The sequence below is a fragment of the Methylobacterium sp. W2 genome (assembly GCF_020662345.1).
Taxonomy (GTDB): Bacteria; Pseudomonadota; Alphaproteobacteria; order Rhizobiales; family Beijerinckiaceae; genus Methylobacterium.
Genome location: NZ_VMOA01000002.1, coordinates 196,131 through 209,724, shown reverse-complemented (window position 1 = coordinate 209,724; position 13,594 = coordinate 196,131). Strand labels below are relative to the sequence as shown.

Here is a 13,594-nt window from a genome sequence, read left to right as displayed (position 1 = left end):
ACCAGGGGCCGGTCGTTGGCGATGAACTCGGCGAACAGGCTCAAGCTGAACAGCCCGACGAAGATCGTAAAGGACCAGAAGCCGAGGCGGTTGCGCCGGAAATTCGAGAGCCGCCGCCGGTTCAGCGGCGACAGCCCCCGCGCCACCGGCGCGAGGGGAGGCGGGGCGGCGACGGGGACGGCTTCCGCGGGGCGGGCGATCTCGTTCATGAGACCGCCCCTATTGGATTGTGCGTCAGCCGTCGAGACGGACGGCCGTTCCCTCGATCTCGTTGGGGCGAAGACCGCCGGTCTTCTCGAGGTGGCGGCGCAGCAGCCGGACGTTGCGGCGATTGGCCTTGAACGCCGCGTCGAAGATGTCGCCGGCCAGCGGCACGGCACCGATCACCCCGTCGAAGGCCACGTTCATGGCCATCCGGGCCAGCAGCCATCGCGGCGCCCCGAGGCGGCGCGCTTCGTAGACGATGTAGGAGGCGAGCAGCATGCCCGCGGCATCGCCGATGATCGGAACGAGGCCGATGACGGCATCGAGCCCCACCCGCCGGTTGATGCCGGGGATCACGAACGCCGTGTCCATGAGATGCGCGAACTGCTCCAGCCGCAGGAGCGTCGCCTCCCGGCTGTCGGGCTCGACGCGGAACGGCGTCGCCGTGGAATCGCGACGGCCGAAGCTGCCGTTGGGCAATTCTCGGGCGGAGAAGACGGCGTCGTTGAAGGCCATGGCGGGGCTCCGGGGGATGCGCGTCGTGGTCATGATGCAGGATGTGGCCCTGCCCGGTGGCTCCTGCAAGCGGCGCGACTCCGAGACCTCCCGGCCTCACGCGGCCCGCCCCCGCATCAGGCCGGAGAGCCGCTCCAGGGCGGCGTCGAGGGTCGCGTCCTGCTTGGCGAAGCACAGCCGCACGAGGTTGCGCACCGCCCCTCGCGCATAGAAGGCGCTGATCGGGATCGCGGCGACGCCGTGCTCGCGCACCAGGGCCTGACAGAAGGCGACGTCGTCCGCATGCCCCAGGCGCGGCCCCAGCTCGCCGATGTCGATGGTGAGGAAGTAGGTCGCCTGCGACGGCAGCACCGAGAAGCCGAGCCCGGAGAGACCGGCGCTCAGCCGGTCGCGCGAGCGGGCGAAGCGCGCCCGCATGGCGAGGAAATAGGCCTCGTCCTTGGCCAGGCCGTAGGCCACCGCCTCCTGGAGGTTGGGCGGCGTGGTGAAGGTGAGGAACTGGTGCGCCTTCGAGACCACCTTGAGCAGGGGCGGGGACGCCATGACGAAGCCGACCTTCCAGCCGGTCAGGCTGAAGATCTTGCCGGCCGAGCCGATCTTCACGGTCCGCTCCCGCATGCCCTCGAACCCGATCAGCGGGCGGTGGGGGCGCCCGTCGAAGGTCACGTGCTCCCACACCTCGTCGCAGACAGCGGTGACATCGAACCGCGGGCAGAACCGCGCCAGCAGGGCGAGGTCCTCGTCGCGGAACATGGTCGCGGTGGGGTTCAGCGGGTTGTTGAGCACGACGACGCGGGTACGCTCGGAGAAGGCCTCCGCCAGCGCGTCCTCGTCGAGGCGGAAATGCGGGGGGCGCAGGGTGACGAAGCGCGGGATGCCGCCGGCCTGCCGGACGATCGGCAGGTAGGCGTCGTACATCGGCTCGAACAGCACCACCTCGTCGCCGGGCGAGACCAGAGCGAGCAGGCTCGCGGCCAGGGCCTCGGTGGCGCCCGATGTCACCATCACCTCGGTCTCGGGATTGAGGGCGAGACCCTGGTGGCGAGCGTAATGGGCGGCGATGGCGCGGCGTAAGGTCGGCATCCCCATCATCGGCGGGTATTGATTGTAGCCGTCGCGCAGGGCGTCGGCGGCCCTCTCGCGCACGTCGGCCGGGCCGGGATCGTCGGGGAAGCCCTGGCCGAGATTGATCGCGCCGAGGTCGCGCGCCAGCACCGACATCACGTCGAACACCGTATTGGGGAGGTCGGCGAAGACAGGGTTCATCCGCAAAAACGCTCGTGGCTGGCGGGACTTCGATCAGGCTTCGCCCGTGGGCGTAGGGGGTGTCCCGCCATCGGTAGCACGGGCGTTTCGGGGCGGGAAACGCCCGCGCCGAAATGTGCGCGGTCGCACGCTCCTTGGACCCAAGCCCCGGATCGGTCCTGACGATTGTTGACATTCATCAGGCGTAACGTAGGTTCTGGTCATGGCCGGAGCGGGCGCCGCTCAACGGAAACACCGCCCCCTCGTTTCTGTTGGGCGACGTACCGCTCCGGTCCTTTTTCTGAAGCTGATCCTCCCCGAGAAGACAGTCGTCACGCCCCCTCGGCGTGGCGGCTTTCTCGCGTTCCGCTTGTGCTTCGATGGTCCTCCGGGGTAGCGACCTCGTATCGGATCACGAGGACGTCCCCGTTGAGCACCCGCGCCTGCTGCGCCCTCGCCCTTCTCATCGCTCTCGCGGGAGTGGGATTACGCCTCGCCATGCCGGTGACGCCGCCGGACGCGGCCTACCATGCGGTGGTCGAGGCTTACCCGTCGAAACCGCTGCCCTGACGGCTTAGCGTGGGGCGCCGGAAGAACCTCGGAAACAGGCCGGAAACCTCCGCGCCGCACTGGCGTCGCAATAGTCCGGCATGTCCGGCGGCGATGCTGAGCGAACGATCGACGGGCAAGGCCCACCGGCAAACCCCCGCGGCCCCTTGCGCGACCTCCTGCGTGGCCCTCGATCGTCGCCCCGCTGCGTGGTGGTCGCGCCCCCTGTTCCGTCGGGACTCCCGTCGCCATTTCGGTCACACTGCGTGGTGCCGGTCGGAAACGAGCGGCCGGATTGTCGAGGCATGAACGAACAATCGCCCATCCGGACCGAGACGGCCCGGGAAATCGGACCTGAGATATCGGCGCCCACGCGCCGGCGGAGCCGTGCCGGGACGTGGCTCATCCTGCTCCTCCTCCTCGCGGGGGGCGGCGCGGCCGGCTACCGGTTCTATCTCGCGCCCAAACCTGCGACGGAGACCGCCGCCGACGGCGCGCCCGCCCGCGGCAAGGGCGCCCGTGGCCGTCCCGGCGACATGGCCCAGGCGGTGGGCGTCGCCACGGTCACGACCGGCGAGATCCCGGTGGTGCTGTCGGGCCTCGGCACGGTGACGCCGCTCGCCACCGTGACGATCCAGTCGCAGATCAGCGGCTACCTCATGGAGATCGGCTTTCGCGAGGGCCAGACCGTGAAAAAGGGCGATTTCCTCGCCCAGATCGACCCACGCATCTACGAGGCCCAGCTCGCCCAGTACCAGGGCCAGCTCGCCCGCGATCAGGCCCTGCTGCAGAATTCCAAGCTCGACCTCGCCCGCTTTCAGCGCCTCAGCCTGCAGGATTCGATCTCCAAGCAGAACGTGGACACGCAAGCGGCCCTGGTGAAGCAGAACGAGGGCACGGTCGCCATCGACCAGGCCCAGGTCGACCAGCAGAAGCTCAACATCGCCTATACCCGCATCGTCTCCCCCGTGGAGGGCCGCGTCGGCCTGCGCCAGATCGACCAGGGCAATTACGTCACCGCCGCCTCCACCAACATCGTGGTGGTGACGCAGCTGCATCCGATCTCGGTGGTGTTCACCCTGCCGGAGGACGACGTGGCGCGGGTGATGCGGCGCCTGCGCGCGGGCGCGAAGCTCACCGTCAGCGCCTACGACCGGGGCGACGCCAACGTGCTCGCCACCGGCACCCTCGACACGGTGGACAACCAGATCGACACCACCACCGGCACGGTGAAGCTGCGCGCGCTGTTCGAGAACAAGGACGAGAGCCTGTTCCCGAACCAGTTCGTCAACGCCAAGCTCACCGTGGACATCGTGCGGGACACGCCCATCATCCCCACCGCCGCGATCCTGCGCGGCACGCCGGGCGCCTACGTCTACCTCCTCGACGGCGACGACAAGGTCGTGGTCCGCCCGATCACCGTGGGCGAGGCCGAGGGCGCCCGCACCGCCGTCACCAAGGGGCTGGCGGTCGGCGACCGGGTCGTGGTCGACGGGACCGACCGCCTGCGCGACGGCGCCAAGGTCCGCGTCACCGAGGGCGGCAAGGGCCAGGCGCCGCCCCCCGGTGAACCCGCAGTGACCGGCCAAGTCGCACCCGGCCAAGCGGCGCCCGGCCAAGCGGCGCCCGGCCAGCCGGCGGCACCCGCAACGGACGCCACGGCCACGACATCGACGCCCGCCGCCGGGACACCGCCCGAAAACCCGTCCCAGAAGCGCGAGCGCCGCAGAGAGCGGCCGGCGGCGCAATGAGCGCCTTGTCGCCTATGACTAGCGCGCTGTTCGACGCATCCATGGGCGCACCTGAGGTCACAGTGATCCGTTTCCTGGCGAAGGCTTGGCCGGATCGCACGGCTGGCGCGGGTTCCCTCTCCTGGAAGGAGGGGGACAGGGTGAGGTGTGTGACCTTTCCGGAGATCGACGACACCTCACCCCAACCCTCTCCTTCCAGGAGAGGGAGCACCTGGCGCTTCACGCCGACGGATGGGCAGGTCCGAGATCAAGTGGGGGGAGGGCTCGCCCCATGAACCCGTCCCGCATCTTCATCCTGCGCCCCGTCGCCACCACGCTGTTCATGCTGGCGATCCTGCTGGTCGGCATGGTGTCGTACCTGAATCTGCCGGTCTCGGCCCTGCCGTCGGTGGATTACCCGACGATCCAGGTCCAGACGTTCTATCCCGGCGCCAGCCCCGAGGTGATGACCTCGGCGGTGACGGCGCCCCTGGAGCGGCAGTTCGGCCAGCTCGCCAACCTCAACCAGATGACCTCGCAGAGTTCGGCGGGCGCCTCGGTCATCACCCTGCAATTCAGCCTCGATCTCGGCCTCGACATCGCCGAGCAGCAGGTCCAGGCGGCGATCAACGCGGCGGGCAACCTCTTGCCCTCCGACCTGCCGGCGCCGCCGGTCTACGCCAAGGTCAACCCGGCCGACGCGCCGATCCTGACGCTGGCCCTGACCTCGACGACGATGCCGCTCACCGAGGTGCGCGATCTCGCCGAGACGCGCCTCGCCCAGAAGATCAGCCAGGTCTCCGGCGTCGGCCTCGTCAGCATGGGCGGCGGCCAGCGCCCCGCCGTGCGCGTGCGCTTCAATGCGCGGGCGCTGGCCGCCTACGGTCTCAACATCGACGACCTGCGCACCACCATCACCAACCTCAACGTCAATACGCCCAAGGGCACGATCGACGGGCCGACCCAATCCTACGCCATCAACGCCAACGACCAGATCCGCGACCCGAAGGCCTACGAGCAGGCGATCATCGCCTACAAGAACGGCTCGGCGGTGCGGCTCTCGGATGTCGCCGACGTGGTCAACGGCCCGGAGAACACCAAGCTCGGCGCCTGGATGGACGAGACGCCCGCCGTCATCCTCAACATCCAGCGCCAGCCCGGCGCCAACGTCATCGCCACGGTGGACAAGATCAAGGCGCTGCTGCCCCAGCTGCAGGGGACGCTGCCCGCCGCCGTCACGGTGACGCCGCTCACCGACCGCACCACCACCATCCGCGCCTCGGTGCACGACGTGCAGGTGGAACTGGCGCTGGCCATCGGCCTCGTGGTGCTGGTGATCTTCCTCTTCCTGCGCAGCCTGTCCGCGACCCTGATCCCGAGCCTGTCGGTGCCGCTCTCGCTGATCGGCGCGCTCTCGATCATGGACCTCTACGGCTTCTCCCTCGACAACCTGTCGCTGATGGCGCTTACCATCGCAACCGGCTTCGTGGTCGACGATGCCATCGTGGTCATCGAGAACATCGCCCGCCACGTGGAGGAGGGCGATTCGCCGATGGAGGCGGCCCTGAAGGGCAGCCGCGAGATCGGCTTCACCATCATCTCGCTCACGGTCTCGCTCATCGCGGTGCTGATCCCGCTCCTGTTCATGGGCGACGTGGTCGGGCGCCTGTTCCACGAATTCGCGATCACGCTCGCCGCCACCATCGTGATCTCGGCGGTGGTGTCGCTGACCCTCGTGCCGATGCTGTGCGCCCGCCTGCTCAAGCACGCGCCGGAGGCCAAGCGCCGCGAAGGATTCATCGCGCGGGCTGGCCGGCGGGCCATGGACGGGGTGATCTCCGGCTACGGGCGGATGCTGCGCATCGTCCTCAACCACCAGGGCCTGACCCTCGTCGTCACCCTCGCCACCATCGCGCTCACTGCCTACCTGTTCGTGGTCATCCCCAAAGGGTTCTTCCCGGTCCAGGACACCGGCGTGATCCAGGGCGTGACCCAGGCCGACCAGACCGTGTCCTATGCGGAGATGGCGGACCGCCAGCAGCAGCTCGCACGGATCGTCCTGCAGGACCCGGATGTGGCGAGCCTGTCCTCGTTCATCGGCGTCGACGGGCAGAACGTGACGCTGAATTCCGGCCGCTTCCTCATCAATCTGAAGCCGCATGAGGGCCGCACCAGCGATGCCGGCGCGATCATCCGCCGCCTCAAGGAGGCGACGCGCGGGGTCGCCGGCATCCGGCTCTACATGCAGCCGGTGCAGGACCTCACCATCGATACGGCGGTGAGCGCGACGCAGTACCAAGTGATCCTGGAGAACCCGAACCTCGCCGAGTTCGAGACCTGGGTGCCGCGTTTCGTCCAGGCGCTGCAGCGCTCGCCCCTGCTGTCGGACGTGGCCAGCGACCTGCAGGGCAACGGGCTGGCGGCCTACGTCACCATCGACCGGCCCACCGCCGGCCGCTACGGCATCACCCCCGCCACCGTGGACAACGCCCTCTACGACGCCTTCGGCCAGCGCATCGTCTCGACGATCTTCACCCAGTCGAACCAGTACCGGGTCATCCTCGAAGCCGACCCGGACCTGCACAAGACCCTCGACAGCCTCAACGGCATCTTCCTGCCTTCCTCCACGGCGGCTTCGGGGCAGGTGCCGCTCTCGGCCGTGGCGCGGATCAGCGAGCGCCGGGCGCCGCTCCTCATCAGCCATCTCGGCCAGTTCCCGGCCACCACCGTCTCGTTCAACCTCGCCGAGGGGGTCGCGCTGGGCGAAGCCGTCACCGCGGTCGAGGCGGCGCGCAAGGAGATCGACCTGCCGCCGAGCTTCCGCGTGGTGCCGCAGGGCTCGGTCTTCGCCTTCCAATCGGCGCTCTCGAACCAGCTCTTCCTGGTGATCGCGGCCATCGTCACCGTCTATATCGTGCTCGGCGTGCTCTACGAGAGCTTCGTCCACCCGATCACGATCCTCTCGACCCTGCCCTCGGCGGGGATCGGCGCGCTGGTCGGGCTGATGCTCTACGGGCTGCCGCTCGACATCATCGGTGTCATCGGCATCGTGCTCCTCATCGGCATCGTGAAGAAGAACGCGATCATGATGATCGACTTCGCGCTCCAGGCCGAGCGCGAGGACGGGATGGCCCCGCGCGACGCGATCTACGAGGCCTGCCTCCTGCGCTTCCGCCCGATCCTGATGACCACGCTCGCCGCCCTGTTCGCGGCGGTGCCGCTCATCCTCGGCACCGGCGTCGGCTCGGAACTGCGCCAGCCGCTGGGCATCGTCATCGCCGGCGGCCTCATCGTCTCCCAGGTCCTGACCCTGTTCACCACCCCGGTGATCTACCTCGCCTTCGACCGCCTGGAGCGGCGGTTCAAGCGCGGCGGCGGTGCCAAGGCCGCCGGGGTGACGCCGTGAGCCGGGAGATTGCCGCCTCAGGGGAGTTGCCCGGTCCTGAGCGGCATCGCTATCTCTCCTGGAAGGCTACTGGATTCACACATCTGCTCGACGGCTGTTCCCTCTATCCAAGAGGGTTCGATACGAGGCGCGACGGGCTCCCTCTCCTGGAAGGAGAGGGTTGGGGTGAGGTGCGTGGACTCTCCGAAGAGGTCGCACACCTCACCCTGTCCCTCTCCTTTCAGGAGAGGGGACTCGCGCTACCCGCGAGTGGTGTGAACAGCTTAATCGTAGCTTTTCGGGAGAGAGCTGGTGTGAGGTATGAGACGCGTCCGGCAAGCTCATGCCTGGCCCGTGGGAGAGGGACAAAGTGCCGACGGTCCCTCGTCGCAAATGTTGATCGCCGCCAGGATGCTCTCCAGGACACCATCGAGATTCTCCCGGATATCGACATTCCCGAACCGGATGACCTGAAAGCCTGCCATTTCAATGATGCGTGTCCGTGCTGCGTCGTGACGCAGCACGGCGGGACTGCCATGCGTCGCGCCATCGACCTCCACCACCAGCTTGGCCTTCAGGCAGATGAAATCGACGACGAAGCGATCGATGGGATGCTGGCGGCGGAACTTGAAGCCGTTCAGCTGAGCCCCGCGCAGCGCCCGCCACAGCTTGGCTTCCGCGCTTGTCTGCGTTCGTCGCAAAGCGGTGGCACGGCTCACGGGGTTCTCCTGCGGCCATCACGGTTCGAGGCGTCGCGCCGGCGAGGTCGGACGGGCACGGTCTCTGCGCGCAGCATAGCTCAGACCCGGCAGAACGGAGCGCTGGCGACCTTTCCGGAGGTTTCACGCACCTCACCCTGTCCCTCTCCTTCCAGGAGAGGGGACCCGCGCCCGGTGCGGCGGCGGTGCCAAGGCCGCCGGGGTGATGCCGTGAGGGTCGTGCGCATCCTCTCTCCCCGCCCGGCGGGGAGAGAGAGCATGCGCACACACCCGGCCTCCCGCCCATGAACGTCTCCGAGCCGTTCATCCGCCGCCCGGTCGCCACGACGCTGCTCACCATCGGGGTGTTGCTGGCGGGGATCTTCGCGTTCTTCAAGCTGCCGGTGGCGCCGCTGCCCCAGGTGGATTTTCCCGTCATCCTGGTCCAGGCGCAGATGGCCGGGGCTTCGCCCGAGACCATGGCGACGACGGTGGCGGCGCCGCTGGAGCGGCGGCTCGGCATCATCGCCGATGTGAGCGAGATGACCTCCACCAGTTCCGTCGGGACGGTGCGGATCGTCCTGATGTTCAACCTCGACCGCGACATCGACGGGGCCGCCCGCGACGTCCAGGCGGCGATCAACGCCGCGCGGGCCGACCTGCCCACGGCCCTGCGCTCGAACCCCACCTACCGCAAGTTCAACCCGGCCGACGCGCCGATCCTGATCCTCGGGCTGACCTCGAACACCCTGTCGCCGGGCCAGCTCTACGATTCCGCCGCCACGGTGGTGCAGCAGAAGATGTCCCAGCTCCCCGGCGTGGGGAATGTCGATATCGGCGGCTCGTCGCTGCCGGCGGTGCGGGTCGAGCTCGATCCCACCGCCCTCTATCATTACGGGATCGGCCTCGAAGGGGTGCGCGCGGCCCTGGCCTCGGCCAATGCCAATTCGCCCAAGGGCGCGATCGAGACCGACACCCGCCACTACCAGCTCTACGCCAACGACCAGGGCCGGGTGGCGGCGGATTACCGCGACATCATCGTGGCCTACCGCAACGGAGCGGGGGTGCGCCTCACCGATGTGGGCAAGGTCGAGGATTCGGTGGAGGACAAGCGCAACCTCGGCCTCGTCAACGGCCGGCCGGGCGTGATCTTGTTCATCTACAAGCAGCCCGGCTCCAACGTGGTCGAGACGATCAAGGCGGTGGAGGCGGCGCTGCCGCAGGTGAAGGCGGCGCTGCCCGGCGACATCGACCTCACCGTCACCGGCGACCGCAGCGCCACCATCCGCGCCTCCCTCGCCGAGACCGAGGAGACCCTGGTCATCGCCGTCATCCTCGTCATCGGGGTGGTGTTCGCCTTCCTGCGCTCGGGGCGGGCGACCCTGATCCCGGCGGTGGCCGTGCCGATCTCGATCATCGGCACCTTCTCGGCCATGTACCTCCTCGATTACAGCCTCGACATCCTGTCGCTGATGGCCCTCATCATCGCCACCGGCTTCGTGGTCGACGACGCCATCGTCGTCCTGGAGAACATCCAGCGCCATGTGGAGCTCGGCAAGCCGCGGCTGGAGGCCGCCCTCATCGGGGCGAAGGAGGTCGGCTTCACCGTCATCTCCATGAGCCTGTCGCTGATCGCGGTGTTCATCCCGATCCTGCTGATGGGGGGGATCGTCGGGCGGCTGTTCGAGGAATTCGCCGTCACCCTGTCCCTGGCGATCCTGATCTCCCTGGTGCTCTCGCTCACCACCACGCCGATGATGTGCGCCCTGCTGCTCAAGCGCGAGGGCGGGCACGGACATGTCGGGGAGACGCGCCCGAACCTCCTCATCCGCGCCCTGGAGGGCGGCTTTGCCGGGACGCTCCGCGCCTACGAACGCACGCTGAGGGTGGCGCTGAACCATCGCCGCCTCGTCCTCGCCACGCTGTTCGCGACGATCGGGCTCAACGTCTACCTCTACATCATCGTCCCCAAGGGCTTCTTCCCCGAGCAGGATACGGGTCAGATGATGGGCGGCATCCAGGCCGACCAGCGCATCTCGTTCCAGGCGATGAAACAGAAGCTGGAACAGGCCACCGCCATCGTGCAGGCCGACCCGGCGGTGGACAGCGTCGTCGGCTTCACCGGCGGGCGCGCCACCAACTCGGCCAACGTCTTCGTCGGCCTGAAGCCACGGGGCGAGCGCGCCTCGATCACCGAGGTGATGACCCGCCTGCGCCCCAAACTGGCGCAGGTGGCCGGCGCCCGGCTGTTCCTGTTCCCGCGCCAGGACCTGCGCATGGGCGGGCGCCAGAGCTTCGCCCAGTACCAGTACACCCTGCAGGGCGATACGGCCGAAGAACTCTACGCGGCGGCACCCCGGCTCGTGGAGGCGCTGCAGAAGAACCCGGTCTTCTCCGACGTGACCTCCGACCAGCAGGAGGGCGGGCTCGAGAGCCGCCTCGTCATCGACCGGGCCACGGCCTACCGCTACGGCATCACGCCCGACAAGATCGACAACACCCTCTACGACGCCTTCGGCCAGCGGCAGGTCTCGACGATCTACAACCCGCTCAACCAGTACCACGTCGTGATGGAGATCGCGCCGCGCTACCTGCAGAACCCGGAGACCCTGAAGACCGTCTTCGTCTCGACCTCCGGCGGCAAGGCGCGGGGCTCGGCCATCACCAACGCGGTGGCCGGGACCGTGGCCGGGGCGGCGGCGACGGGAACCACGGCCTCCACCATCGCGGCGGATTCCGCCCGCAACGCCGCCTCCAACGCCATCGCCGGCGGGGCGGGCGCCTCGTCCAGCGCGCCCGTGTCGAGCGCCAAGGAGACGATGATCCCGCTCTCGGCCTTCGCCCGGGTGGAGACCGGCAACGCGCCCGTGCAGGTGAGCCACCAGGGCCTGTTCGTGGCGACCACGCTCTCGTTCAACCTGGCGCCGGGCAAGAGCCTGTCGGATGCCACCGCCGCCATCGAGGAGGCCGAGGCGCAATTGCGCCTGCCGGCGACGATCCACGGCGAATTCGCGGGCGCCGCCAAGACCTTCCAGGCCTCGTCCTCGCGCCAGCCGCTGCTGATCCTGGCGGCTTTGGTGGCCGTCTACACCATCCTGGGGATCCTCTACGAGAGCTTCGTCCACCCGGTGACGATCCTCTCGACCCTGCCCTCGGCCGGCATCGGCGCGCTGCTGGCGCTCCTCGTCTCGGGCACGGAATTCACCATCATCGCGCTCATCGCGGTGTTCCTGCTCATCGGCATCGTCAAGAAGAACGCGATCATGATGATCGACGTGGCGCTGGACGCCGAGCGCACGCGCGGGGCCACCCCGAAGGACGCGATCTTCGAGGCCTGCCTCTTGCGCTTCCGGCCGATCATGATGACAACGCTGGCGGCCCTGCTCGGCGCCCTGCCTCTCATCCTCGCCGGGGGCGAAGGCTCGGAAATGCGCCGCCCCCTGGGCATCGCCATCGCCGGCGGCCTGATCGTGAGCCAGATCCTGACCCTCTACACCACGCCCGTCGTCTATCTCTATCTCGACCGCCTCCGCCGGCGCCGCCCTGTCTTGGGCGTGGTTCCGGGCGCGGCCGAATGAGCGTGGGCGGTTTGACGGACGGTCGCATGAGCGGGCTCGTCGCTTCCCTTTCGAGCGGGAGCGCACCGCTTTCAGATGACGGCGCAGGTTCCCTCTCCTGGAAGGAGAGGGACAGGGTGAGGTGTGTGGACGTTTCGGAGGTGTCACACACCTCACCCCAACCCTCTCCTTCCAGGAGAGGGAGTCCGTCGCGCTCGCTCGGTACCCTCCTCGCCCTCGCAACAACCCTCTCCGGCTGCATGGTCGGGCCCGATTACTCGCGCCCGTCGGTGGAGACGCCGCTCGCGTTCAAGCAGGGCGGGATGCGCGAGGACAGCGTGGCCCATGTCGCCACGCGGAAGGGGTGGCGCGCGGCGCAGCCCAATGACGGGGCCGAGCGCGGCGATTGGTGGCGCGTGTTCCGCGATCCCGCCCTCGACCGGCTGATCCGCCTCGTCGATGTGGACAACCAGAACCTGCGCGTCTCCCTCGCCTCCTACGACCAGGCGCGCGGCCTCGTAGCGCAGGCGCGCTCGGCGCTCTACCCCACGGTGATCGGCGCGCCGACGATCACGCGCTCGCGGACCCTCGGCACCGAGCGCACCTCGGTCTCGCTCCAGGCCCAGGCCTCGTGGGAACTCGACCTGTTCGGCCGCATCCGGCGCAACATCGAGAGCGAGGTGGCCAACGCCCAGGCGAGCGCGGCGGATCTGGCCGCTGTGCGCCTCGCGATCCAGTCCGAGGTCGCCACGAACTATTACAGCCTGCGCTACCAGGATTCCCTGCAGCGCCTGCTCGACGAGACGGTGGTGGCCTACAAGAAGAGCCTCGCCATCACCGAGAACCAGTACAATGCCGGCGTGGCGGCCCGGTCCGACGTGATCACGGCGCAGACGCAGGTGCAGTCGACCCAGGCCCAGGCCATCGCGGTGGGGCTGCAGCGCGCGACCTTCGAACACGCCATCGCGACGCTGATCGGGCGCCCGCCCTCGGAATTGTCCCTGCCGAAGGGGAGCCTGCCGAAGACGCCGCCGGCGGTTCCGGTGGGCATCCCCTCCGCCCTGCTGGAGCGGCGCCCGGACATCGCGCAGGCCGAGCGCAGCGTCCAGTCCCAGAGCGAGCAGATCGGCGTCGCCGTGGCGGCCTTCTACCCGACCCTCGTCCTGTCGGGGTCGGGCGGCGTCTCGGGCCTGACCAGCAACGGCGTCTTCTCGGCGGCCAACCAGGTCTGGTCGGTGGCCGCGGCCGGCAGCGAGACCCTCCTCGACGGCGGCGCCCGCACCGCCGCCGTGCAGATCGCGAGAGCCGCCTACGACGCCACGGTGGCGACCTACCGCCAGACCGTGCTCACCGCCTTCGCCGAAGTGGAGAACGGGCTCGCCGGCGTGCGCATCCTCGCCCGCCAGCAGGCGGCGCAGGAGGAGGCCGTGGCCTCCGCCCGCCGGGCGGTGGAGATCACCCTCAACGAGTACCGCGCCGGCACGCAGAACTTCACCACGGTCATCACCGCCCAGGCGCTGGAACTCAACAACGAGGTGACCGCCCTGCAGGTGCGCCTCAACCGCTTCACCACGGCGGTGACCCTCATCCGGGCGCTCGGCGGCGGCTGGGACGTGCGCAGCCTGCCGACCCCGGACGAATTGAAGGGCGACCGCCTGCCGATCGACCGGGGCCAAGCCGTCCGCACGGACGAATAAGGCCGTCCGCACG

General features: G+C 68.9%; 8 protein-coding genes and 1 pseudogene. 5 read left to right on the top strand and 4 right to left on the bottom strand.

All coding sequences use genetic code 11. The features are described 5' to 3' along the window. From FPV16_RS02160 to FPV16_RS02150, 3 genes and pseudogenes are all read right to left on the bottom strand, one after another. Positions 1-209 (bottom strand): annotated as a pseudogene (locus FPV16_RS02160) (ABC transporter permease); the annotation flags it as partial. A 25-nt stretch (positions 210-234) separates the two neighbouring features. After that, complete coding sequence (locus FPV16_RS02155; RefSeq protein ID WP_227435787.1) at positions 235-720, bottom strand: DUF4112 domain-containing protein; 486 nt, start codon at positions 718-720, stop codon at positions 235-237. Positions 721-816: 96 nt separating this feature from the next. Next, entirely contained in the window at positions 817-1,986 is a 1,170-nt protein-coding gene (locus tag FPV16_RS02150; RefSeq protein ID WP_227435786.1) for an aminotransferase, read from the bottom strand. A 408-nt stretch (positions 1,987-2,394) separates the two neighbouring features. Between FPV16_RS02150 and FPV16_RS02145 the strand changes: the two genes are divergently transcribed. The 3 genes from FPV16_RS02145 (at position 2,395) to FPV16_RS02135 (ending at position 7,650) form a co-directional block, all read left to right on the top strand. Further along, positions 2,395-2,535: a hypothetical protein gene (locus tag FPV16_RS02145; RefSeq protein ID WP_227435785.1), complete on the top strand. Its 141-nt coding sequence runs from the start codon at positions 2,395-2,397 to the stop codon at positions 2,533-2,535. A gap of 284 nt (positions 2,536-2,819) precedes the next feature. Then, complete coding sequence (locus FPV16_RS02140; protein ID WP_227435784.1) at positions 2,820-4,265, top strand: MdtA/MuxA family multidrug efflux RND transporter periplasmic adaptor subunit; 1,446 nt, start codon at positions 2,820-2,822, stop codon at positions 4,263-4,265. 271 nt (positions 4,266-4,536) lie between these two features. Beyond that, positions 4,537-7,650, top strand: coding sequence for an MdtB/MuxB family multidrug efflux RND transporter permease subunit (locus tag FPV16_RS02135; protein ID WP_227435783.1), 3,114 nt, complete (start codon positions 4,537-4,539; stop codon positions 7,648-7,650). A gap of 320 nt (positions 7,651-7,970) precedes the next feature. On the opposite strand, the gene FPV16_RS02130 is transcribed toward FPV16_RS02135, so the two are convergent. Then, on the bottom strand, positions 7,971-8,348 hold the full coding sequence (locus FPV16_RS02130; RefSeq protein ID WP_227435781.1) for an endonuclease domain-containing protein: 378 nt from the start codon (positions 8,346-8,348) through the stop codon (positions 7,971-7,973). Between the two features lie 284 nt (positions 8,349-8,632). Here FPV16_RS02130 and FPV16_RS02125 point away from each other — a divergent pair, with 284 nt between their 5' ends. Further along, positions 8,633-11,905, top strand: coding sequence for an efflux RND transporter permease subunit (locus tag FPV16_RS02125; RefSeq protein WP_227435778.1), 3,273 nt, complete (start codon positions 8,633-8,635; stop codon positions 11,903-11,905). 140 nt (positions 11,906-12,045) lie between these two features. Then, entirely contained in the window at positions 12,046-13,581 is a 1,536-nt protein-coding gene (locus FPV16_RS02120) for an efflux transporter outer membrane subunit (protein WP_227435776.1), read from the top strand. Positions 13,582-13,594: the final 13 nt, after the last annotated feature.